Source organism: Clostridium sp. 'deep sea' (assembly GCF_014931565.1).
In the GTDB taxonomy this organism is placed as follows: domain Bacteria; phylum Bacillota; class UBA994; order PWPR01; family PWPR01.
On the sequence record NZ_CP063353.1, the window covers coordinates 215,675 to 238,932 of the forward strand.

Annotated in this window: 23 protein-coding genes and 2 riboswitches; all 23 genes read left to right on the top strand. The window is 29.5% G+C overall.

Annotated elements, in window-relative coordinates:
- Positions 1-25: 25 nt before the first annotated feature.
- The 23 genes from IMX26_RS01060 (at position 26) to IMX26_RS01170 (ending at position 23,185) form a co-directional block, all read left to right on the top strand.
- Positions 26-730: a PadR family transcriptional regulator gene (locus IMX26_RS01060; protein ID WP_195159879.1), complete on the top strand. Its 705-nt coding sequence runs from the start codon at positions 26-28 to the stop codon at positions 728-730.
- Positions 731-807: 77 nt separating this feature from the next.
- Positions 808-1,596, top strand: coding sequence for an NAD(P)H-dependent oxidoreductase (locus IMX26_RS01065; protein ID WP_195159880.1), 789 nt, complete (start codon positions 808-810; stop codon positions 1,594-1,596).
- 119 nt (positions 1,597-1,715) lie between these two features.
- Entirely contained in the window at positions 1,716-2,474 is a 759-nt protein-coding gene (locus IMX26_RS01070; protein ID WP_195159881.1) for a protein phosphatase 2C domain-containing protein, read from the top strand.
- Between the two features lie 12 nt (positions 2,475-2,486).
- Positions 2,487-3,113 (top strand): GNAT family N-acetyltransferase, encoded by a 627-nt coding sequence (locus tag IMX26_RS01075; RefSeq protein WP_195159882.1) that lies wholly within the window; start codon positions 2,487-2,489, stop codon positions 3,111-3,113.
- Positions 3,114-3,433: 320 nt separating this feature from the next.
- On the top strand, positions 3,434-4,342 hold the full coding sequence (locus IMX26_RS01080; RefSeq protein WP_195159883.1) for a DUF2268 domain-containing putative Zn-dependent protease: 909 nt from the start codon (positions 3,434-3,436) through the stop codon (positions 4,340-4,342).
- Positions 4,343-4,487: 145 nt separating this feature from the next.
- On the top strand, positions 4,488-5,276 hold the full coding sequence (locus tag IMX26_RS01085) for a TrmB family transcriptional regulator (RefSeq protein ID WP_195159884.1): 789 nt from the start codon (positions 4,488-4,490) through the stop codon (positions 5,274-5,276).
- A 4-nt stretch (positions 5,277-5,280) separates the two neighbouring features.
- Positions 5,281-6,537 (top strand): MFS transporter, encoded by a 1,257-nt coding sequence (locus IMX26_RS01090; protein ID WP_195159885.1) that lies wholly within the window; start codon positions 5,281-5,283, stop codon positions 6,535-6,537.
- An 18-nt stretch (positions 6,538-6,555) separates the two neighbouring features.
- A riboswitch (FMN riboswitch) is annotated at positions 6,556-6,670 on the top strand.
- A gap of 240 nt (positions 6,671-6,910) precedes the next feature.
- Complete coding sequence (gene ribD, locus IMX26_RS01095) at positions 6,911-7,993, top strand: bifunctional diaminohydroxyphosphoribosylaminopyrimidine deaminase/5-amino-6-(5-phosphoribosylamino)uracil reductase RibD (RefSeq protein ID WP_195159886.1); 1,083 nt, start codon at positions 6,911-6,913, stop codon at positions 7,991-7,993.
- Positions 7,994-8,003: 10 nt separating this feature from the next.
- On the top strand, positions 8,004-8,639 hold the full coding sequence (gene ribE / locus IMX26_RS01100; RefSeq protein WP_195159887.1) for a riboflavin synthase: 636 nt from the start codon (positions 8,004-8,006) through the stop codon (positions 8,637-8,639).
- A gap of 11 nt (positions 8,640-8,650) precedes the next feature.
- Positions 8,651-9,847 carry a bifunctional 3,4-dihydroxy-2-butanone-4-phosphate synthase/GTP cyclohydrolase II gene (locus IMX26_RS01105; RefSeq protein WP_195159888.1) on the top strand — a complete coding sequence of 399 codons (1,197 nt, stop codon included), beginning with the start codon at positions 8,651-8,653 and terminating at the stop codon, positions 9,845-9,847.
- 11 nt (positions 9,848-9,858) lie between these two features.
- Positions 9,859-10,323 (top strand): 6,7-dimethyl-8-ribityllumazine synthase, encoded by a 465-nt coding sequence (gene ribE, locus IMX26_RS01110; protein ID WP_195159889.1) that lies wholly within the window; start codon positions 9,859-9,861, stop codon positions 10,321-10,323.
- Between the two features lie 122 nt (positions 10,324-10,445).
- Positions 10,446-11,138, top strand: coding sequence for a response regulator transcription factor (locus IMX26_RS01115; protein ID WP_195159890.1), 693 nt, complete (start codon positions 10,446-10,448; stop codon positions 11,136-11,138).
- Positions 11,107-12,108, top strand: a complete 1,002-nt coding sequence (locus IMX26_RS01120) for a sensor histidine kinase (RefSeq protein WP_195159891.1) — start codon at positions 11,107-11,109, stop codon at positions 12,106-12,108. The genes IMX26_RS01115 and IMX26_RS01120 overlap by 32 nt, the downstream gene beginning before the upstream one ends.
- 125 nt (positions 12,109-12,233) lie before the next feature.
- Positions 12,234-13,013 carry an ABC transporter ATP-binding protein gene (locus IMX26_RS01125; protein ID WP_195159892.1) on the top strand — a complete coding sequence of 260 codons (780 nt, stop codon included), beginning with the start codon at positions 12,234-12,236 and terminating at the stop codon, positions 13,011-13,013.
- The gene (locus tag IMX26_RS01130; protein ID WP_195159893.1) at positions 13,003-14,955 is read left to right on the top strand and encodes an ABC transporter permease; all 1,953 of its coding nucleotides are present in this window, start codon (positions 13,003-13,005) and stop codon (positions 14,953-14,955) included. Before IMX26_RS01125 ends, IMX26_RS01130 begins: the two co-directional genes overlap by 11 nt.
- 117 nt (positions 14,956-15,072) lie before the next feature.
- A riboswitch (TPP riboswitch) is annotated at positions 15,073-15,179 on the top strand.
- A 70-nt stretch (positions 15,180-15,249) separates the two neighbouring features.
- Positions 15,250-16,563: a phosphomethylpyrimidine synthase ThiC gene (gene thiC / locus IMX26_RS01135; protein WP_243259271.1), complete on the top strand. Its 1,314-nt coding sequence runs from the start codon at positions 15,250-15,252 to the stop codon at positions 16,561-16,563.
- A gap of 378 nt (positions 16,564-16,941) precedes the next feature.
- Positions 16,942-18,606 (top strand): glutamine--tRNA ligase/YqeY domain fusion protein, encoded by a 1,665-nt coding sequence (locus tag IMX26_RS01140; RefSeq protein WP_195159894.1) that lies wholly within the window; start codon positions 16,942-16,944, stop codon positions 18,604-18,606.
- Positions 18,607-18,713: 107 nt separating this feature from the next.
- Positions 18,714-19,286 (top strand): suppressor of fused domain protein, encoded by a 573-nt coding sequence (locus IMX26_RS01145; protein WP_195159895.1) that lies wholly within the window; start codon positions 18,714-18,716, stop codon positions 19,284-19,286.
- A 73-nt stretch (positions 19,287-19,359) separates the two neighbouring features.
- The gene (locus tag IMX26_RS01150; protein ID WP_195159896.1) at positions 19,360-19,779 is read left to right on the top strand and encodes a hypothetical protein; all 420 of its coding nucleotides are present in this window, start codon (positions 19,360-19,362) and stop codon (positions 19,777-19,779) included.
- A 71-nt stretch (positions 19,780-19,850) separates the two neighbouring features.
- A complete protein-coding gene (locus IMX26_RS01155; protein WP_195159897.1) occupies positions 19,851-20,738 on the top strand; it encodes a hypothetical protein in 888 nt (295 codons plus the stop codon).
- 120 nt (positions 20,739-20,858) lie between these two features.
- Positions 20,859-21,230, top strand: a complete 372-nt coding sequence (locus IMX26_RS01160) for a hypothetical protein (RefSeq protein WP_195159898.1) — start codon at positions 20,859-20,861, stop codon at positions 21,228-21,230.
- Between the two features lie 99 nt (positions 21,231-21,329).
- Positions 21,330-22,208 carry an EFR1 family ferrodoxin gene (locus IMX26_RS01165; protein WP_195159899.1) on the top strand — a complete coding sequence of 293 codons (879 nt, stop codon included), beginning with the start codon at positions 21,330-21,332 and terminating at the stop codon, positions 22,206-22,208.
- A gap of 26 nt (positions 22,209-22,234) precedes the next feature.
- Positions 22,235-23,185 carry a phosphotransferase gene (locus IMX26_RS01170; protein WP_195159900.1) on the top strand — a complete coding sequence of 317 codons (951 nt, stop codon included), beginning with the start codon at positions 22,235-22,237 and terminating at the stop codon, positions 23,183-23,185.
- Positions 23,186-23,258: the final 73 nt, after the last annotated feature.

The window sequence follows — 23,258 nt, forward strand, 5'->3', positions numbered from 1 at the left end:
ATATTGGATATGGTGAGGTGAGAATATGATAAAGGCTTTAATACTCTACTTTTTAAGTATAAAACCAACACATGGTTATGAAATACAAAAGTATATACAATTAAATGATTTAGATGACTGGACTAGAATTCAATCTGGTTCTATTTATTATGCCTTAGCTAAGTTAAATAAAGATCAATTAATTGAACTACAAAATGAAGTAGAGGTTGAATCAAGAACACGAAAAATATATAACATAACAGATAAGGGTAAAGAAGAACTTAAAAAATTGTTACTTAAGCAGTTTAAAAAACCAATTTACTTTGTTGGGTCAGACAAGTTTTTAGCATACCCTTTCATAAATGAAATAAATAAAAATAAGCTTGTAAACACTGTAAATACACACATAACAGAACTACAAACTAAGCTTAAACAATTGCATAAATGGCAAAAACATAAAGTAGACGAAAAAAGCTTAGGAATTGAAAAGCTGAGCTTTGAAATGATGATAACAAATGTTAAAATGCAAATAAAGTGGCATGAAGCCTTGGTAAATGAAATTGATCAATGTATAGAGCTTAGCAATAGAGTTAGAGATTTAATAAAATCTGTAGATTTCTCTCAAGTAGAAATGAGCGATTATCAAAATCCTAAGCAAAATACAAGTATTACAGAGTTAAAAGATCAAATTTTAAATAATCCAGATCAAGCAGAACAATTATTAAAGCAATATATTAGTAAACTAAAATAAGTAAAATTGCATATCTAAGGATATGCAAAAAAAATAAGTTATAATCCAAATTTGGATATATAATAAAGGAGTATAAAATGAATATTGTTGTTTTGAGTGGTAGTCCAAGAAAAAGAGATAGCTATAGTATTGTAAAAACTATTGAAACTATAATGAGTGAAAAAAGTAAAGTTACTTTTGATTATGTAAAGATTTATGACTACAATATTAAAGAATGTACTGGATGTATGAAGTGTTTTAATAGTGGAGAGCAGTATTGCCCTTTAAAAGACGATGTAAAACTATTAGCAACTAAACTAGTAAAAGCAGATGGTATTATATTTGCCTCTCCAGTCTATGCTATTAGTATTTCAGCAACTATGAAAAAGGTTATTGATAGATTAGCTTATATATTTCACCGACCTGAATTAATTGCTAAGCCAGCAATTTCGGTGGTAACTACATTTGGAGGAGGACTTAAGCCAACTCAAAAATACTTAAAAATGGTTGCAAAAGGTTGGGGTTGTACTTACATTGGTGATGTGTCAGTTATGTCACCAATATACTTTGATAACAGTAAATTCTATAATGAAAAATATGCTACTAAAATAAATAAAAAGTTAAGTGATATAACAAATAAATTTTACCAGCATATTGCTCAACAAATTAAACCACAACCAACGTTTTATGACTTATATATGTTTCAAGGATTTAAAAGTAAAACCTATATATCGAAAGCCGACTATAAATTTTGGCTAGATCGTAACTGGTTAAACAGCAATTTTTATTATAGTGTAAAGCTCAATCCTATTAAAAAGATATTCGCTAGTAGCTTAAATATGATAATAAAAATAGCTTATAAAAAAATATATTCTCAAATTTCCTAATAAACTAATAACAGCTTAAGTGGTGGCAGATTCAATATCTGCCGCTTTTTGCTAACTAGTAATTTAAACTGTTATAAACTTTGATATAATTAAATAAACTGGACTTGAGTGAGGTAAAAATGAAAATAGATTATGAAAGCATAAAAAACAATAAAGACTATTTTAAACCTAATGAAGATTTGTTTTTTGTTGATGAGCATAATAAATTATTTATGGTACTAGATGGGGTATCAAGAGACATTGTTAATGGCAGTTATCCAAAGCCAAGCCCTGCTGCCCAAGCTACTAAAATAATGGCTGACACAGTTCATCAATATCTAACTCATAACTATGAGCAACTACAAGTTAATACTACGTTAGTATTACAAGAGGCTATAAAGATGGGAAACTTAGCAGTTGAAAGCTTTAACAAAAAATTAAATCACAGCTTTTTAGCTGGAACAGTAGCAGTATTAGTTTATATTCAGCAAAAGAGGCTTTTTTATTGTTATATAGGAGATTGTGTTGCAGCAATAATTCGTCATAACAGCTTGTTAGAATTCACAAAGCAACAGACAGAATTAATTAGAATACATAAAGATAAATACACAAAAGAGCAAGTACGTAATGATATCTGCAATAATAGTAGACATAAGTATTGTTATGGCGTATTAAATGGTCAGGAATCAGCTTTGCAATTACTTAAATTTGGGCATATAGATTTACAAGATAATGATACAATTATTTTGGCAACAGATGGCTTAGAGAAGATACTTAATAGCAACTACATTACTCAATTACAGTCGTTATCATGTAGAGAACTAATACATTTAGTTACTGAACTAGAAGAAAAATATAACTTTACAGATGATAAAACAATTATTAAAATTAAATTTTAAATAGGTGAGATAATGAGCGAGTATTTAAATATAAATCAAATTGCTGATTTAATGGCTGATAACTTTTATAATGACCCTTTATATCAGTACCTTTTAGTTGAAGATAAACATAAATTATGTACCATGAAAAAGTTCTTTAAAGCCTATGTTGGCTGGTTAAAGTTGTTTTCCCATATAAATAGCCTTGAAAATAATAAGGCTGTAATAGTAGTGTATAATCCCAAAATTAAATATAGCAAGATAAGCAAAATAATTAATAACCTAAAATTTAGAGCAGGTAATCTACTTAATTTTAGGTTTTATATGCCTAGTTATAAGTACAAAAATATTAAAAAAATGAGTAATATGCTGACCTCTTCTTGGGTACGAGAGTATGTAAATAAAGATGAATATTTACATATTGATTTAGTGGTAGTAGACAAAACTATTAGGGGAAAAGGCTATTTTAAAAAGCTAGTTACTCCTGTTTTAAAACAGGCACATAAACAAAATATACCTGTAACAATCGAAACTCATAATAAAAACAATGTAGCAATTTATGAAAAGTATGGTTTCAAATTGGTAAAAGTAATAGATAGTGTGTATCATGACTTAAAACAGTATTGTCTTGTGTTACCACCTAACCAAATTGATTATTAATATTATCTAAAACTTCTGAGTATTGCTATTTTGCTTTATAACCACTTCTTAGTGAAACTTTCTTACTGAGTTACATCTTCATTTCTAACTATATGACCCTCATAGTTGGCTATCCTGATAGCCAGTATTAAATTTAAACGTCTTAAGACTATACTTTATATGTTAGCAACATAAACCTACCTTTACTTATAAATACTCTCCTCCTCAAAAGCAAATACACTTATTCAAATCATATTAGCAAAATGTCTATTATGTTTCTAAAAGTTTTTGACATTAACGCTACGTTATAACTTAAGCTAGTACACAAGGAGGTAATAAATATGAAAATAAATAATATAAGAACCTATGAAATGTATAAAAAAATGTACAGTTTACCACTAAATAAAAGAGATAATTATTTTAAATATGAAATCATGAAACCATTTCAAGTAATGTGGCAAACATTAAATGTACCTTTTACAGCAAATTCAAGTGGTTACGATGTAGTGATGGCATCAAGTATGACTGGTATGATCCAACCAAGTTTAATTAGTGAAAAAGACATTACAAAAGTAGAGATATTAAAACAGCATAATTCTTGGCAAACAGCAGAACAAATTATTAAAGAGTGTATAGCAGAGTTTCCAAACATTAATTTTACCATGAGTAACATTACAGAGCTTACTTTTGGTTTATTTATAGCTGATTCTAATAATGCTCAAATTAAAATAAATAAAGGTTATACTGGTTTTGGTGGTATACCTGGCTATTTTATGGTGTTAATAGACCCAAATGAGTATACCTTAATGAGATTACCATTAGCTATTGCCCATGAATTTAACCACCAAATTAGGCTATGTTATGAACCATGGAAAATGAATATTAACTTGGGAGAGTATATTATTTTAGAGGGCTTAGCTGAAAGCTTTGCCGCCTCAATGTATGGGGAAGAACTTATTGGTCCATGGGTAAAAAACATTAATGTAAACAATCTTAATGAAATAAAAAAGGTATTTAAAAATTCACTTAATATTAGTGACTTTACTGAAGTAGCTAGTTATATGTTTGGTGATGAATTAGCACTTATGCAGGGATATGAGCCTGTATCTGTACCTTACTGTGCTGGTTATGCAGTTGGCTATCATTTAGTAAAATACTATCTTAAAAAAACAGGTAAAAGTATTGTAGAAGCAACTTTAACACCAACAAGTGAAATACTAAAAGCCTGTACTGACTTTTGGTTTAACTAGCGTGATTTTACCATTATAAAAACTTTAATAGTGCCTACAGCTATTTCTTTTGCTGTAGGCACTAGATATTATAATTGACATATTAGATTTTGATTACTATACTTAAGGTAGTTGTTAAAGCAACTACCAATACAGGAGTGATGAAATGAATAAAAACATTGGTTTTTTAAAGCAATTGGGTTTAACTGAGTATGAAAGCAAAGTTTATATATGTCTTGTTCAGTTTGGAGCAGTAACCGGTTATAAAGCATCTAAGCTTTCAGCAGTTCCAAAGGCAAACTGTTATGCTGCACTAAATAGCTTAGTACAAAAAGGTTATGTTTATAAAATAGAAGGAGATAGTGTTTTATTTTCAGCCCGTGATTTTAGCGAACTTAAACAACAACTTCAAAGAGAACTAGAGCTAAAGTTAAGCTATTTAAGTAGTAACTTAAAACAGCTAAATAGTGAAAGTAAACAGTTTATTAATGTTGAAGGTAGTAAAAATATCAAAAACAAAATAATTAGCCTCATAAATAGTGCTCAACGTACAGTCTATTTAGATATTTGGCAGCAGGATTTAGGTGATATTACTCCATTTTTGCTAAAGGCTAAATTAAGGTCAGTAAACTGTGTATTGATTTGCCTTGGAAACTCAACTAAAAGAGAGAAAGAAGCTGTCAATTACATCTTAGAACATGATGTTGATAAACAATGGAATAGTGAAAAACAGCGTGATTTTAACCTAATAGTTGACAATAAACTAGCTTTTAGTGGCGATATTGAAAACAGTGTTGCTAATGCTGTTTTTTCGGCAAATGTTAGCTTTGTAAATTTAGCAACTGAAGCGTTTATTCATGATTTGTATACAGAAAAAATGAAAGAAGTGTTAGAGCAAAATAGTTTGGTATTAGAGCAAGTAAAAAAACAACTTAATAATATCTTAAAGGAGTAATAAAATGATACGTAAAATAAAAAAACTACTTTTTTCAGATTTACCTCAAGAGGTTCATGTTTACCCAGTGATTAAGTTTCTATGTAGTTTAAGTGGAGGATTAATCTTACCTTTGTTAATTATTTATTATCGAGTTCTAGGATTAACGCTTTTACAAATTGGTATTGTCTCAATGATATTTGAGCTAAGTATGGCAATTTTTGAAATACCTACAGGATTCATAGCAGATAAGTTTGGTAGAAGAAAATCTATTATAGCAAGCTTAAGTTTTTTTGTTTTAACAGGCTTTATCTATTTACTTGCTAAAGACCTAAAATTAATATTAGTAGCAGTTATATTAAGAGGTATAGGTTATACCTTAATGTCTGGAGCTTTTGAAGCCTGGGCATATGATAAATTAAAACATCTTGGTAAAGAGCAACACTCCCAAGATATGTTTGTTATAAGCAGTAGACTAAGAAGATTAGCTATTGTAATAGGAAGCTTAGCAGGTAGTGCACTAGGCTTACAAAAAATAAAAACTGTGTGGTTTATTTTCATTTTCATTAATGTTATTTCATTGTTGATAGTATTAATGAGCATGAAAGAAAGCTATATCAAAAAACTAAACAAACAAACTCATAAACATAGTTTAAATACGATTGTTAACAGTAACATAAATAATGCAGTAATCCTTGTTGTTTTAATGTTTTTGATTGCTGCAATTTATGAATTTGCTTTATCTCCAATAAGTGAATATTGGAGTGTATTTTTAATAGAGAATAAACACTTATCTGAGAACTATTTAGGTTCTATTATTGTTATCTCTAATATACTAATAGTTTTTGTACTTAAACCAGTACACAAAATTATAAAAATTATAGACAACAGCTTAACGTCACTTGTAATTTTACATTTATTTATTATAATATCAATTGTTAGTTTGGCAATAACCAATAGTGTTTTATTTGCTGTTATATCTTATATTTGTTATACCTTTTTTGTAGGTGTAAGTGAGCCACTTACTAGAGACTATTTAAATTGTTTAATCAGCAGTGAATACAGAGCTACACTATTATCAATTTACGCAATGGCAGGCTCAATTGGAGAAGTAATAAGTGCAGTAGCTGTTGGTTTAATTGCTGAACTATATGGCATTAGTATTGCCTTTATAACAAGTTCTGTGGCAATATCTTTAGTTGTTATTTTATTTTTTGTAATGAAAGCTAAAAGTAAAAATAATGGTGTACAAAAAATACAATTGACAAATCATGAGATTTAAGTTATCTTATAGTTAATTAAATAATTTCAGGGCAGGGTTAGTTTCCCGACCGGTGGTTAAAGTCCACGAGCCTTATGGCTGACTTGGTGAAATTCCAAGACCGACAGTAAAGTCTGGATGAAAGAAATTTATATTGCTTAAATATGTTTATTAATCATATTTTTTAAACAATAAAATCCTGAAAGTATATTTAAGGATTTTATTTTTTTGCCTAAATATACTTTTGATAAAATTGTGATTGATATTAGTAGTTTAAGTAGATACTTTTAGAAGTATTTAAAGCCCTGTAAAGCGTTTGCTTAAGGGTTTTTTTTTATTAATAAATTTATTAGGTAACACTTTGCTTTAGCAAAATTGTTAAATGGGAGGTAATATGTTGAATCATGAGTTATACATGAAGAGAGCATTTGAATTAGCTGAACTGGGTGCTGGTTTTGTAAGTCCCAATCCTTTAGTCGGGGCTGTAATTGTTAAAAATGATAGCATAATTGGCGAAGGATACCATCAAAAATATGGGGGTTTACATGCTGAGATAAATGCCTTGAATAGTGCTGTAAAGCCTACTAAGGGAGCTACTTTGTATGTTACGGTTGAGCCCTGTACTCATTATGGCAAAACCCCACCGTGTTGTGAGGCAATCATTAACGCTGGTATAAAGCAGGTATATATAGGAATAATCGACCCTAATCCACTAACAAGTGGTAAAGGTATACAGCAATTACAAAAAGCTGGAGTAAAAGTAAGCTTAGGGTTATTAGAGACTGAAATAATGCAGCAAAATGAAGTTTTTTTAAAATATATTGTTAGTAAACAACCCTTTTGCACAATTAAATATGCCATGACAATAGATGGAAAAATTGCTTCATCAACAGGTGATTCAAAGTGGATTTCTAGTGAGGAAGCAAGGCAGTATGCTCATGAGTTAAGGCATAAAAATGATGCTATTTTAATTGGAATAGGTACTGTTAAGACAGATAATCCAAAATTAACAACGAGGCTAAAAAATAAAAAGGCAGCACAATGTAAACGAGTTATTGTTGATACAAAAGCGAGTATACCTTTAGATTCACAGGTATTAGCAGACTCAAATTGTATAATTGCTACAACTGTAATGGCAGATAAATTAAAACTAGAGTTATTAAAATCTAAAGGAGTAAGAGTAATAATTTGCCCTAGTTGTCTTGGAGGTATTGATCTGAAATTCTTATTTAGTAAGTTAGGTAAATTAGGTATTGCGAGCATTTTAGTTGAGGGAGGATCTCGTATTATTACATCTGTAATTAAAAACAAGCTCTGTGATAAACTTATTGCTTTTATATCACCTAAAATCATTGGTGGATGTTATAGTCCAATTAAAGATCTAGGTATAAGTAATATGCAGCAATCTATAAACCTAAAATCAGTTAAATACCAATTTTTCAATAATAATATAGCTGTTATTGGTTATTTAAAGTGAGGTAATGTATATGTTCACAGGAATAGTTGAAGAAATTGCTACAATTAGAGCAGTTACAAAAAAGGGTTCTAGCTTAAGTCTAGTAGTAAATGCTAATGAAGTTCTGAATGGTACAAAAATAGGAGATAGCATTAGTGTTAATGGTGTGTGTTTAACAGTATCAGCGTTAGAGAATTGCGCATTTTGTACAGATGTTATGCCTGAGACATTTTGGTTAACTAACTTGAATAGTTTAAAGATCAACAGTGTAGTAAATTTAGAGCGTGCTGCCAAAGTTGGAGATCGAATTGGTGGTTATATAATATCTGGTCATATAGATGGAACAGTAACTAAGTCAAGTCAATATTGGCAGGACAATGCCATTATTATAAAATATACAGCTTCAAACAGTATTATAAAATATCTTGTTAAAAAAGGATCTGTAGCAATCGATGGTGTTAGTTTAACTATAACTGAGGTTAATAGGTATGATTTTAGTGTATCAATAATCCCAACAACTCAATATAGTACTACTTTATGTCAAAAGAAACTGGGTGATAAAGCGAATATTGAGTGTGATATATTGGGGAAATACATTGAGAGAATTTTGCAATTTAACAAAAAAGAAATAAACATGCAGTTTTTAAAAGAAAATAATTTTTATTAGGAGGTAAAATTATGGTTTTTGATACTATTGAACAAGCAATCGTGGCCTTAAAACATGGAAAAATAATTATTGTAGTAGATGATGAAAACAGAGAAAATGAAGGCGATTTTTTAATGGTAGCAGAAAAAGTAACAACTGAGTCAATTAATTTTATGACCAAATATGGTAGAGGTATAGTATGTGTACCAACTACAGCTGAGAGGTTAAAAAAACTGGATATTCACCCTATGGTAGTTAAGAACTCTGACCCTAAAAAAACTGCTTTTACAGTGTCAGTAGATTGTATAAGTAACGCCACTGGTGTTTCAGCTAAAGATAGAGCTGATACTATTAAGTGCTTAGTTAGTGATAATGCAACCAGTAAAAGTTTTACTAAACCGGGTCATATTTTTCCTTTAATAAGTAGACAAGGTGGAGTTTTAGTTCGTGAAGGACATACCGAGGCAGCAGTTGATTTAGCTAAACTAGCAGGTTTTAAACCAGTAGGTGTAGTTTGCGAAATAATGAATGAAGACGGATCAATGGCTAGAGTCAAAGATTTAGAGAAGATAAAAAGAAAACATAACTTATTGTTAATCACCATTGCTGACCTAATTAAATATCGTAAACAGCATGAGAGCTTTGTTGAAAGAGTTACCTCTGCAAAAATGCCGACTAAGTTCGGTGAGTTTACTATACATGGTTACATAAATACCTTAAATAGTGAGCACCATGTTGCCTTAGTCAAAGGAGATATTAAGGGTAAAGAACCTGTTTTAGTTAGGGTTCATTCCGAATGTTTAACTGGAGATGCATTAGGCTCAATTAGATGTGACTGTGGTAGCCAATATTATGAGGCAATGAAAAGAATTGCAAAAGAGGGAAGAGGGGTACTTGTATATATGCGTCAAGAGGGGAGAGGTATCGGTTTAATAAATAAATTAAAGGCATACAATCTTCAGGATCAGGGTCTAGATACTGTAGATGCAAACTTAAAATTAGGTTTTCCAGCAGAACTACGAGAATACAGTATTAGTGCTCAAATACTTAAAGATTTAGGATTAAGTAAAATAAAACTAATGACCAATAATCCTAAAAAAGTATCAGGTTTATGTGATTATGGTTTGAAAATAACAAAAAGAGTACCGCTAGAAGCAGGCTTTAACAAGAATAATTTAAGTTATTTAACAACTAAAAAGCAAAGAATGGGTCACATTTTACATTTATAGAGGTAATAATTATGAAAGAATATCAAGGAACATTAGTATCAAAAGGTAAACGTTATGCTATTATCGTTGCTCGTTTTAATGAGTTTATTGGTAGCAAACTGCTTTCAGGAGCAATTGATGCATTAAAAAGGCATGGTGTTAATGATGAAGAAATAACAAAAGTTTGGGTTCCAGGGGCATTTGAAATTCCCCTAATTGCTAAAAAAATTGCCCTAAAAAAAGATTACGATGCTGTAATTTGTTTAGGTGCTGTAATTAGAGGAGCTACCTCACACTATGACTTGGTAGCGAGTGAGGTGTCGAAAGGAATAGCCCAGGTTTCATTGCAAACTCAAAAACCAATAATTTTTGGTGTTTTAACCACTGATACACTTGAACAAGCTATTGAAAGAGTAGGTGCAAAAGCAGGTAATAAAGGTTTTGAGGCAGCTACAACTGCCATTGAAATGGCTAATTTGGTAAATCATTTAACTTAGATGATAATTTATATTCGATACTAATTCTGGAGGTGGTTTTGCAAAAGCAAAATCACCTTTATGCTTTTGTTTAATGGCATCATCTAATATAATTATGTATATAGAAACTAGTAGGTGATAAAATGAGTAAAATTTTATTAATAGAAGACGATATAGCTTTAGTTAAGAATTTAAGCTATCATTTAGAGCAATCTGGCTATTTTGTGTACAAGATAGATGATTTTTCTAACGTAGAAAATTGCCTTAAACAGCTTGATTACAATTTAGCAATAATTGACCTTAATTTACCTTATACCGATGGCTTTTACTTATGTAAAATGATAAGGCAACAGTCTCATGTTCCTATCATAATTCTTTCTGCCCGTAATAAAGAAATGGAACAGGTATTGGGTATTGAGCTTGGGGCAGATGATTATATTACTAAACCTTTTAGTATTAGCATATTGTTGGCAAAAATAAAATCTCTATTGAGAAGATCAAATAGCTATAATACTAAAGTTAAAAACGATTATAGAGTTAACGGTCTGGGGCTTGACCTAAACAATTTTTGTATTTCATATCTAGGAAAAGAGCTGGAACTAGCTAAAAATGAGCTAAAACTATTAAAAAATTTTTTTGAGAATAAAAATAAGGTGATAACTCGGGAAGAGCTTTTAGAATGTTTATGGGATACAGATGTATTTGTAGATGATAATACCTTAACTGTAAACGTAACTAGAGTTAAGAAGAAATTGAAAAAGCTTGGTTTAGAGGATGTAATTAAAACAAAGTGGGGTGTTGGTTATGTGTTTAACACTAATGCAATACCTAAATAAAAGAAAGTTAATAATAATAGCATGGTTTATAAATACTTTACTTAGTATGCTTTTTTTTGCCTTAGTTTTAGATAGTAACACTCTATATTTATACCCTTGTTTAATATCAGCATTTATACTAACCCTAGTAATAATTATAGACTACTTACAGTTTAAATCATTTAAAAATAATGTTACCAAAGCTTGTGAAAATCCTTTGTATGAAGCAGCAGAAAATTTACGCTTTAATAACGAAGTATTAAATAGTATTTCAAATATTCACATAAAATACATCGGTCAGATATCAGAAATTAATGAAAAAAACAAAGAGAAGAACATCTTTTTTTCTAAATGGGTTCACGAAATGAAAACACCTATTACAGTAATAAATCTAATCCTTGAAAAGTTAAATAACAAGTCAAACATAGTTAGTGAAGTAAATGAAATAGCTATGGAAAACAATAAGTTACTTAAATATGTTAATGATAGCCTCAACTTTATTAGATTAGATGATTTTGCCACAGACTATAAACCCCAAAAAGTAGCACTAGATAAACTAGTAAAAGAGATTATAAACGATAATAAAAAATCATTTATTTATAGTGGTATTTTTCCAAAAATCGAAATATCAACTCATAATTGTGTTGTATTAACGGATTATAAATGGAGCAAGTTTATTATTAATCAAGTAGTATCTAATGCCCTTAAGTACACCAAGTTATCAAGTAATACTAACAATACTATCCTGTTTAGGATAACTAGTCGCAATAATACTACTGAGCTGAAAATTAAAGACTTTGGTATAGGCATTGCCAAACATGACTTGCATCGTGTATTTAATCCTTTTTTTACCGGTGAGATAGGAAAACAACAAAAAAGAGCCACTGGTATGGGATTATATCTATGCAAAAGTATTGCAGAAAAGCTAAACCATCACTTAAATATAGAATCTCAAGAAAACATAGGAACAGAAGTAACCATTATATTTTAACAAAAATTGCTGTAATCCTTTCAAAAGTGTAAGTTTTATGAAAGAGTAATCAATTTTATTAAAGTAATAATGATACTAAAATTTAACTGTAATATTAAAACCCCAAGAATAAAGGAGTAACATAAATGATTTTAGAAGCTAAAAAGCTAGTAAAAGTGTATGGTGGCAAATATGGTACATCATCAGTGAAGGCTTTAAACGGCGTTTCATTTACAGTTAATAAAGGAGAATTTGTAGGAATAATGGGTGCATCTGGCAGTGGAAAATCTACCCTACTTAAAATTATAGGAGGCATGGATTTAGCAACATCTGGGTTAGTTATATTAGATAATGAAAAGATAAGTAGCTTAAGAAAAAGTAAACTAGCACTTATAAGAAGAAGAAAGTTAGGCTTTGTATTTCAAGACTATAATTTACTAGATAGCTTAACTGTACTAGAGAATATTATGTTGCCTCTAATTATTGATAAAGTGGGTAGCAACTTAGTAGAATCTAAAGCAAAAAAATTAGCATATACCTTTGGTATAAACAGCATTATAAATAAATATCCATTTCAAATATCGGGAGGTCAAAAGCAAAAAACGGCTATTGCTCGTGCGGTGATTAATAATCCAGCAATTATTTTAGCAGATGAGCCAACTGGTAATCTTGATTCAAAGTCATCAAATGTTGTAATGAGTTGTTTTAGAGAGTTAATAGATAAACATAATGACACAATTTTAATGGTTTCTCATGATCCTTTTGCTACTAGCTATTGTGATAGAGTAATATTTTTAAGCGATGGGAAAATACTATTTGAGATTGTTAAAGAGGGTAACAATGATAGTTTTTTTGAAAAAATCTTAAATTGCCAAGAAATACTCAAAAAACAAGTAGAGAGTAGAGATATTAATTATGAGATTTAGTACAATTACATTTAAAAATATTAGGTTTAACATAAAGCGCTATAAAGCGATATTTTTAAGTATCTCATTTGGTATCTGTTTATTATTTATGTTTTGTAGCTTTTATTTTAATAATGAGTTATTACTTTGTGTAAAAAGCAAAGTGGATTTAGGCACTATTAATATGTCTTTTATGGTTTTAATTGTATTTTTAGTTGTGTTTTTTAGTTATGCTTACAAGGAGTTTATTAACAGTAGAAGAAAAGAGTTTGCTTTATATATAAGCCTTGGCATGACAGTAAAAAATATAATTAAAATAATTGTTGTGGAAAATATTATTATCATGCTGTTTGCATGGCTTTTAGGTGTAGTAACAGGTAGTGTATTCGCAAATCTATATCATTTAATAATTACAAAATTATTAGCTATTACCAACATAGCCTTTAGCCTAAATATAACTTCTTTTTTAATAACCTTAGCATTATTAGCTGGATCGTTTATTTTAGTTTTACTAGTTAGTATGTTTAGTATTAAAAAATTAAGTATATCAGAGCTTAAAACAGCAGATCAATCTATAAATAAACTAAGTAAACCACAGCCTCTATTAGCTTTTATAAGTCTGCTTTTTATCGTAGTACCAATAATAATACTGTCTTTAACTGTTAGAAACATCCTAAAACTTAAACCCTACACTGCATTTATAGATGTACTATTGAGTTTAGGTGGTTTGTTCTTTTTTATTGCCTATGGAGGAGATTTGGTTATAAGATTAATAAGTAAAAACAAGGCTTATTTTTATAAACACTTAGTAGCTTTAAAAGAGGTAAATAAACGTTTTTTTCAGTTGCGAAAGGTTTTGTTTGTATTGTCAATTGGTGCTTTAGCTGTTATTTTTTTAGTTGGTTTAAGTGTGGGTACAGCAGTTACCATAGATGATGTTGCTAATAATAGGTACCCTTATCATATATCTTATAACCTTGATGAACGTGATAAAGCAGAGTTTGAACAGCAGTTGTATTCACTTGCTACGCCAAGTGAAATAAAGCTGCAGCAATATAAAAGCTGTGAGGCTATTAAGCTATATGAATTAGCAAATCGTAAAGGTAAAAAATTACAATTACGCAATATTAACATAATTAAACGTAGTAGTGCAAACAAATACTTTAATCAAAACTTTCAATTACAAAATAATGAAGTTATTTGTATTATTAACATTGAGGAAACTGAAGATTATTACGTTATAGAAAATTTATCAATCACAACCAAAGACAAATCAATAACCTATGTAACCCTAATAAAGCAAGTTTATATTGGTAACCTAAGCAATATAGGAAGATGTACAATTGTTGTTACAGATGATTTTTATAATAAAATTATAGAAGAAACTAATGCAGATCTTGTTACCTATTATACCTATAATTATTATAACTTAGAAGAAACAATTAAAATTCAAAATAATCTCATGCAGAAATTTGAACAGATTAAGACAACAAGCTTAAAAGGAAAATTTCAATCAAAAGCAGCTAAAAACTTTGGTTACCCTATATGCAAACAACAGTACATAAAAAACTCTAGAGTGGCTAGTAAATTCACTATATTTATTATGTTTTACATTGCCCTTATCTTTTTTGTGATTAGTGGAGTAGTACTCTATTTAAGAGTTATAAACAGCTTAGAGCATAGTAGAAAAAGATTTAGAACATTAAATGAATTAGGTATGAATAATGAAGCCTTAAAGAAAATCATAAGCAAAGAGTTGATTTTAGTGTTTTTATTGCCAGTATTTTTAGGTGGAATAATGGCTATAGCATTTACTTTCGCTACATATCATAGCTTTTTATATATGACTAAAATACTACTATGTTTAACAATTAGCATGATATTTTACTTATTACTACAAGTAATGTTTTTTACTCAGGCAAAAAGAAAATTTATTAATGAAGTATTAAAAAGCACCTTTTAAAACAAGTACAAAATATAACAATTGCCGTAATGCTACACTATGGCATTAAGGTTTAATATATTACAAATAAACATTTACATTAACTAACTACTGTGTTATATTGTGTTTGAAAACTAAATATGTAACTAGGGGAGTAATTGTGTGATTGCTGAGAGGAAACCTTGAGTTTCGACCCTTTACCTGATCTAGGTCATGCTAGCGTAGGGAAGTATGTATTATTATTGTATTACTTAAAGCATAAACCTAGGTTATGCTTTTTTTGTTTTTAAATGTTTAATAGAGAAAGGGAAAGATATGAAAAAATATTCTACACAAATGCAGGCAGCCAAATTAGGAATTAATACTGCTCAAATGTTAGAGGTTGCTAAAAAAGAACAAATGGATGTTAATGTTTTACGTAAAAAAGTAGCAGAGGGTTCAATTGTAATACCAGCAAATATAAATCATACAAGTCTAAGAGCAGAGGGTGTTGGCGAGGGATTAAAAACTAAGATTAATGTAAACCTCGGTGTAAGTAAAGACGCTTTTTGTTATGATGGCGAAATGGATAAGGCCTTAACTGCTATTAATATGGGTGCAGAAGCAATAATGGATTTATCTAATTATGGTAAAACCCATGATTTTAGAAAAGAACTTATTAATAATAGTACAGCCATGATAGGAACTGTACCAGTTTATGATGCCTTAGGGTTTTATGAAAAAGAATTATCTGAGATTAAAGCCGAAGAGTTTTTAAAAGTAGTAGAAGAACACGGTAAGGATGGAGTAGATTTTGTTACTATTCATGCTGGAATTAATCAGTATACAGCCAAAGTTTTTGATAGAAACCCACGCTTAATGAACATAGTATCACGTGGTGGATCATTAATGTATGCTTGGATGAAACTTAATAATAAAGAAAATCCATTTTACGAACACTTTGATGAATTACTAGAAATTTGTCGTAAATATGATATAACTTTAAGCTTAGGAGATGCTATGCGACCAGGTGGATTACATGACTCTACTGATGCTAGCCAAATTCAAGAACTTTTAATTTTAGGTGAGTTAACCAAAAGAGCATGGCAAAAAGATGTTCAGGTTATGATTGAAGGACCAGGACACATGAGCATTAGTGATATTGCAGCAAACGTAATGATTGAGAAAAAGCTGTGTCATAATGCTCCATTTTATGTACTTGGACCGTTAGTAACTGATATAGCTCCCGGTTATGATCATATAACAGGTGCTATTGGTGGTGCTATTGCAGCCGCTAATGGCGCAGACTTTTTATGTTATGTAACACCAGCTGAACATTTAAGGTTACCTACTATAGATGATATGAAAGAGGGCATAATTGCTACAAAAATAGCTGCCCATGCTGCTGACATTGCTAAAGGCATTAAAGGAGCTAAAGAGTGGGATTATCGTATGAGCGAAGCTCGTCGAGATTTAGACTGGGACACCATGTTTAAAGAAGCAATTGATCCTGAAAAGGCTCGTAGCTATCGCGAGTCTGTTAAAACAGAGGTAGAAAACTCTTGCAGTATGTGTGGAAAAATGTGTGCAGTAAGAACCATGAATAAACTGCAAAAAGGTGAAGATGTAAATATATTAAGAAAAGAATAGTAACACATAAAAAACAGATAGAGATATCTGTTTTTTATTAAATATTGACTTTAGATGGGAAAATAGTATGTTCAATAGGTGATTCTAAGAGTATAGGTACTATTTAGAACGCTGGGGACGGGTGATTTTGTTCGTTTTCCGAACAAAATCACCCGTCCCCAGCGTTCGGTATTGATAATATATTATTCAAGTGATAATATATTCTCTAATATGTTTGTGCATATTAATAAGAGTAATGTATTTTACTCAAATCACATATTTTTAGGGGATGATTCAATTGGGGCAGGGTATATTTATATTCTAGATGTCACTATAGTACTGCAGATTTATCAACAATCATAATAATTAAACTTAATACTAAAAACAAGGAGGATTATTATGAATAATAATGTTGATAACAGAAGCTATATTGAAAAAATAATAAGCAAAGAAGTTAAAGCTGGTAAACATAACAAAATAATAACTCGATTTCCACCCGAGCCTAATGGACATTTGCATATTGGTAGTATCTTTGCTATTAATATTAGCTACTCTATGGCCCAAAAGTTTGGCGGTAAGTTTAATCTGCGTTTTGATGATACAAACCCTTTAAAAGAGGATATGCAGTATGTAAATTCAATTATTGAGGACATGAATTGGCTTGGCATAGACTATGGTAATAAACCATTATTTGGTTCAGATTATTCTCAGCAAATTTATGATTATGCCTTATATTTAATTAGCAAAGGTAAAGCATTTGTGTGTGATTTATCACCTGATGAAATAAGAGAATATAGAGGTACTCTAACTGAGGTAGGTAAAAATAGTCCTTATCGTGATAGAACAATAGCAGAAAATATCAGGCTGTTTAAGGCTATGAAAAATGGTGAGTTTGCTACTGGAGAAAAGGTTTTAAGAGCAAAAATCAGTATGAGTAGTGCAAATATTAATCTAAGAGACCCCATAATCTACAGAATTATACATGAAAGTCACTACAGAACAAAAGATGCTTGGTGTATTTACCCTATGTATGACTACGCTCACCCTATACAGGATTACATTGAAGGTGTTACTCATTCATTATGTTCAAACGAGTTTGTTAATAATCGTCCACTATATGAATGGGTATTAACTAATTTAGACTTGCCAAATAACCTACCACGCCAAATAGAGTTTGGAAGGCTTAACTTAACAGGGGTAGTAACCAGTAAGCGTTATCTACGTAAGCTAGTGACAGATAAATATGTAAATGGCTGGGATGACCCTCGTTTACCAACAATTAAAGGTTTAAGAAGAAGAGGTATTCCTAAAGAGGCTATCTTTAATTTTTTAAACGAGATAGGTATTCCTAAAAATCAAAGCACTGTTGACTACAAAATGTTAGAACATTTTGCACGTCAAGAGTTAAAACAGGTTTCACCCTGTGTAATGGCTGTTTTAAAACCCTTAAAAGTAGTAATTACTAATTTAAATAACGAAATAGAATTAACAGCAAATAATCATTTTGCTAATGAAGAGATGGGCTCCAGAGAGCTTACCTTTACTAGAGAATTATATATTGAAAGAGATGATTTTAGTGATAATCCACCAGCAAAATATAAAAGACTAGTACTGGGTGGAGAAGTAAGGTTAAAAAATGCCTATTTTATTAAATGTAATGAAATTATTAAAGATGAAACTGGCAAAATAATTGAGTTACATTGTACCTATGATCCCCAAACTAAAAGTGGTAGTGGTTTTACTGGCAGAAAAGTTAAAGGAACTATTCAGTGGGTAAGTGTTAGTAATGCAGTTAAGATAAAGGCGCGGATATTTAACGATTTATTTAAACAAGAGGTCAATACCGATAACATTTTTGAATCGTTAAATGAAAACTCTTTAAAAGAGTATGAATCAGCTTATATTGAACCATCAATTACCACTTTTATTAATAAAGGTATTAGTAAATTTCAGTTTATAAGGCTTGGATTTTTTTCTTATGATATAGAATTATCACAAGATAAAAATATAACATTTAATAGAATAGTTGCCCTTAAAAGCGCCTACCGTAAAACTCTAAAGTAAATATTTAAACCACCAATTTTGGTGGTTTTTTTGACTAAAAACTAATTCAATGTTAATTTATTTATAGTATAATTAGCTTTATAAAATTAACTACATTGGAGAAATTTATGGTACTAAGTAATGAACATGAACAGGTAAACAATGCTATTCTAAAAGTTTTTGATGCAAAACCAACAATAGCAAGATATAGTGATAATAAAAAAGAAAGCACTATAGATATACTAAGCTGTAAAGATCGACCTATTAAGGGCTTAGTAGCATGCTCAACAATTGGATTGTTTAATTATAATATTGGCTACAAAGTTCATGATTTAGATTTAAGAATAGAAATACTAGGGGTAGCTAACAATGGTGTAATTAAAAATATTTTGGCTTCTTGTGCCTTTAACATAATAAACTCAGGCTATTCTTGTAGTCCCGACAACATTTTTCAAAATGTTATTTCACCCTTTGTTTCTAATACTGATATGAAGCATGTTTTATTTGTTTCCCCATTTATATTTAATAATAAAATACAAACTCTTACCTTAAAATCAAAAATGGTTACTTGGTTACATATTATCCCCATTTCTCATAATGAATTTTTGTATGCTGAAAAAAATGGAGTTGAAAGTTTAGAGCTCTTATTTGATCAACAAAAAATTGACATAGCTAATTTAAAACGAAAATCAATTCTGTAAAAGGAGTTATTAAATGCAAAAACTAATAATGATAGCTGGAGAAGCATGAACTGGTAAATCAACCTGTGCCAAATTGCTATATAAACACTTCCATAATGCTGCTTGGTTAGATGGTGATGATGTTTGGCGTGTTAATCCCTTTGATGTAAACGATAAACGACTCAGAAACAGTGATTTAAACATGGCTTTTGTGGTAGAAAATTATTTAAAAAGTGGCTTTGAATATGTGTTTTTTTCATCAATAGTACTGTGTGATAAAACAATACGAGAGCGAATACTAGACTTAATAAAATACAAAGAGTATGAGCTAATATTTATTACATTGTATGCTAATGAAGACACCCTAAAACAGCGTGCTAAAGAGAGAGATAATAACAATGATCCAAAATTTTTGTTATTAAATAGGTCGTTAGCACAAGAGAGTATCTTCATTAATACAGCAACAAATAGTCTCCAAGAAACTGTAAAACAGATTGTTGAAATAGTTAGCTAATAATTTAATTTAGGAACATATAACTATAATTGATGTCTAATAAATAATTACTATACAGAGAGGTTAATTATATGTTTAAAAATAAAATAGCTATTTTAACTGTTTCAATATTAGTTGTCTTAAGTTTAGTAGGATTTAAAAATCTACCAATAGATAATAGTAAAGTTGATAAGATTGAACTTTTTTTTAAGGGAAATCCGGTAGCTAATTATAGCTGTGTTTTAACTACACCAGCTAATATTAAAGAAAGCCTTAGTATCTTTCAACAGCTTAAAACCTACGAATCACCCAGTGTGTTGACCTGGTATGAAGAGGTTACTTATAAGATTACCTATAAAAATGGTAAGATAAAGCAAACAACGTATAATAAAATTAGACCAGTAACAGATATTTTTGAGAAAGTATTTAGTTCTCTTGAGGTACGTAAACAGTGGCAGAGTGTTTTTACTGTTAACAATAGTGATGTTAAATCACTTAAGCTTAATTCTTGCCAAAAGAAAGCAGAAATAACTATAACAGAAAAAGATGATATTAATAAAATTATGAATTCTGTAAGGCTTTTTGAGGAAAAACCTAATGTTCTTGCTAATACTTACTCACTTTGTGAAATGGTATTTATAGATGATAATGGTGTAGAGTTAGGTTCATATTATATTAAAAGAGAAGATATAGCTACTAATCTTTTATTAAAAGAGTATAAGATATTAAATATTTTAAAAGTTGAGCCCAAGGATATTTTAAAAATAACTATTACTAATAGAAAAACTAATAAAGAGATTGAAGTAGTTGATTTAGATGTAACTAATCTTATTTTAGACACTTATTTTAGGGGAGCAACAAGTGATTCAGTGGTAGACGTAGCAATAAAACTTAAAAACGACAATAGAACTCATATGTATGGAAGTTATACAAAAGAGCATTTGCCATTTGAAATAGCTAAACTGTTAAATATAGAGTAAGTTTTATTACATAGTTTTTACTTTTTCTTCAGTAAATGATGTTAAATTCTTAACAGAATAGTAATATTATTTTAATGCTACTTGTTGTAGAATTATTAAAGTAGCAAAAAGGAGAAAGCAATGAAAAAGAAATCAATATTAACTATTTTAGTTTTAATGGTAGGGGTCTTACTTATAACAGCATGTAGTGATTCTAGTATAAAAGGTATAGAAAAAATTGAGTTAAGTTTTTCGGGTGAGGGTGTAGATGAATATAAATGTACTCTAATTGAAAAAGATAACCTTAAAGAAGCTATTAATCTTTTTGAAACTTTGGAAAAATATAAGTCTCCTGAAGACTCGAAGTCAAAACCTGAGGATGTAAATTATAAAATTACCTACACAGACGGTAAAGTAAAAGAGCGAGTGTATGTTAAAGTCAAACCAGTAACAACTTTATTTGAAAAAGTTTTTAAATCTAAAGAAGTAATAAAACAGTGGACAACTAAATAATAATGTTAAATCCCTTTGTACTATTTTTATTTATTAAAACATAGCTTTAGTTTGTTATTTTTAGATATAATGGTATTACAAATATTAAGGGGTTTTTTTATGTTTAAAAATATAAAACTTTTTTACTATTCAGGTACTGGAAATACAAAATATGTTACGGAAATGATAGCTAGCGAGTTTAGTAAAAAACAAGTACATACTGAGCTAATTAATATAGAAGACATTGTTAATAAAGATCTAAAAATAGAATTTAAAGAAACAGACTTAATAGGAATTAGTCACCCTGTTATAGCATTTGCTACGCCTAAAATAATGATAAGATTTATTAATAAGATGCCTAAAGCTTTAAACAAAGTTTTTATTTATAAAACAGCAGCTGACCCTAGTAAGCTAAACAATTATGCATCAGAGTTTTTAATTAATCATCTTAATTTTAAAGGATATACAATAACATGTGATGAACTATTTGTAATGCCCTGTAATTTTATAATAGAGTATAAAGCAAGCTTAATAAAGCAGTTGATAGTTAAAGCAGAAAATAAAGCGAAGGTTTTAGTGAGTAATTTAATACAACATAAAACCCAATACAGTAAAGATAATAAGTGGTATAAGAGTTTAATACTTAAAGTTAATAAGCTAGAACAAGAAAAAGGTGCTCTTAGATTTAGTAAAAGCCTTAAAGTAAATAGTAACTGCAATCTTTGCCAAAAGTGTGTTTCTAGTTGTCCAACCCAAAACATAGTATTAAGTAATAATAAAATTGCTTTTTTAGATAAATGCGAAATGTGTATGAGATGTTTATACAGTTGCAATCAAAAAGCTATCACTACTAAGTACAAGTTTATGGTTTTAAAAAATGGCTACAGTATTAATACCATTAAAGCTATCAAAAAAAATGATGTTATAGAGGCTAATTATATTCATAGTAAAACAAAAGGTTATTATAAACACTTTAAAAAATATCTTTTGGATAGTTAATTGAAAAATTACAATTAGGAGAATCTATGATAGACGTTGAAATATTTAAAGACTTAAACGATAAGTTTGATTTAGCGGTATATAAAGTGCAGGAATTAACAGGTGGCTACTTAAATAAAAAGTATAACTTACTTACTAATAAAGGAAGTTTTCTTTTAAAAGTATACAGTAATAAAAGATATAACAAAAATAAAATTTTATTTGTTGAAAGTGGTTTATATCGCCAGCATGAACTACATAAATTAGGAATAAAATGCCCAAAATTGCATGTGTATAACACGATAATTCAGCATGTTAAAAGCTACAACTATGTCTTAATGGACTTTATTAAAGGAACCCATAAAGATTATGAAAGTATTACAGAGCAAGAGCTTTATGACTTAGGAGAACTTACTGGCTTAATGCACCATTATTTTAAACGGTTCCCCAAAGCTGGAGAGAAGTTTGATATTTTTGCTAATTTTCAAAGGCTTAAAGAAGCTAATAAAGCACTATTAGGTGAGTTAGATAACAGAAAAGTCAATGAGCAATATAGAACTATTGTTTATCAACAGCATGAAATTATTAATAACATAACACCAAATTTTTTAGCTAAAGTTCCAATAGGTTTTAGTCATGCAGACTATGCAAGCGATAATGTAATTTTTAATAAAAGAAAAGTAAGTGCAATTATTGATTTTGATAGATGTAGGTACACAAGTAAATGGCAAGACATTGGTAGAGCTTTATTATCGTACACGCTAAAAGACAAACATCTTAACAATACTTTTATTAGTAGTTTTATAAATGGCTATAACAAACATAATTGCTTAAGTTTCCAAGATGCCCTCAATAGCTTAAGATATACATTTATTCATGAGTCTGATTGGTGGATAAAAGAACAAAATTTTAACACTAAGCCCAATGATAAGGTTAGTAGATTTGTTTATGAAATGCAGTTTTTAGCTGATAACTTTTTTAACTTGAGCAAAAATTAACATTATTAATATTTAAATAATGAAATATTTAAATAAATAGATATGCAAAATAGATCTTTAATGTTATACTGTT

Excerpts from the sequence above, each read along its gene's own strand:
- IMX26_RS01060 (WP_195159879.1), top strand. The coding sequence starts at position 26 with ATGATAAAGGCTTTAATACTCTACTTTTTAAGTATAAAACCAACACAT.
- IMX26_RS01065 (WP_195159880.1), top strand. The coding sequence starts at position 808 with ATGAATATTGTTGTTTTGAGTGGTAGTCCAAGAAAAAGAGATAGCTAT.
- IMX26_RS01070 (WP_195159881.1), top strand. The coding sequence starts at position 1,716 with ATGAAAATAGATTATGAAAGCATAAAAAACAATAAAGACTATTTTAAA.
- IMX26_RS01075 (WP_195159882.1), top strand. The coding sequence starts at position 2,487 with ATGAGCGAGTATTTAAATATAAATCAAATTGCTGATTTAATGGCTGAT.
- IMX26_RS01080 (WP_195159883.1), top strand. The coding sequence starts at position 3,434 with ATGAAAATAAATAATATAAGAACCTATGAAATGTATAAAAAAATGTAC.
- IMX26_RS01085 (WP_195159884.1), top strand. The coding sequence starts at position 4,488 with ATGAATAAAAACATTGGTTTTTTAAAGCAATTGGGTTTAACTGAGTAT.
- IMX26_RS01090 (WP_195159885.1), top strand. The coding sequence starts at position 5,281 with ATGATACGTAAAATAAAAAAACTACTTTTTTCAGATTTACCTCAAGAG.
- ribD (WP_195159886.1), top strand. The coding sequence starts at position 6,911 with ATGTTGAATCATGAGTTATACATGAAGAGAGCATTTGAATTAGCTGAA.
- ribE (WP_195159887.1), top strand. The coding sequence starts at position 8,004 with ATGTTCACAGGAATAGTTGAAGAAATTGCTACAATTAGAGCAGTTACA.
- IMX26_RS01105 (WP_195159888.1), top strand. The coding sequence starts at position 8,651 with ATGGTTTTTGATACTATTGAACAAGCAATCGTGGCCTTAAAACATGGA.
- ribE (WP_195159889.1), top strand. The coding sequence starts at position 9,859 with ATGAAAGAATATCAAGGAACATTAGTATCAAAAGGTAAACGTTATGCT.
- IMX26_RS01115 (WP_195159890.1), top strand. The coding sequence starts at position 10,446 with ATGAGTAAAATTTTATTAATAGAAGACGATATAGCTTTAGTTAAGAAT.
- IMX26_RS01120 (WP_195159891.1), top strand. The coding sequence starts at position 11,107 with ATGTGTTTAACACTAATGCAATACCTAAATAAAAGAAAGTTAATAATA.
- IMX26_RS01125 (WP_195159892.1), top strand. The coding sequence starts at position 12,234 with ATGATTTTAGAAGCTAAAAAGCTAGTAAAAGTGTATGGTGGCAAATAT.
- IMX26_RS01130 (WP_195159893.1), top strand. The coding sequence starts at position 13,003 with ATGAGATTTAGTACAATTACATTTAAAAATATTAGGTTTAACATAAAG.
- thiC (WP_243259271.1), top strand. The coding sequence starts at position 15,250 with ATGAAAAAATATTCTACACAAATGCAGGCAGCCAAATTAGGAATTAAT.
- IMX26_RS01140 (WP_195159894.1), top strand. The coding sequence starts at position 16,942 with ATGAATAATAATGTTGATAACAGAAGCTATATTGAAAAAATAATAAGC.
- IMX26_RS01145 (WP_195159895.1), top strand. The coding sequence starts at position 18,714 with ATGGTACTAAGTAATGAACATGAACAGGTAAACAATGCTATTCTAAAA.
- IMX26_RS01155 (WP_195159897.1), top strand. The coding sequence starts at position 19,851 with ATGTTTAAAAATAAAATAGCTATTTTAACTGTTTCAATATTAGTTGTC.
- IMX26_RS01160 (WP_195159898.1), top strand. The coding sequence starts at position 20,859 with ATGAAAAAGAAATCAATATTAACTATTTTAGTTTTAATGGTAGGGGTC.
- IMX26_RS01165 (WP_195159899.1), top strand. The coding sequence starts at position 21,330 with ATGTTTAAAAATATAAAACTTTTTTACTATTCAGGTACTGGAAATACA.
- IMX26_RS01170 (WP_195159900.1), top strand. The coding sequence starts at position 22,235 with ATGATAGACGTTGAAATATTTAAAGACTTAAACGATAAGTTTGATTTA.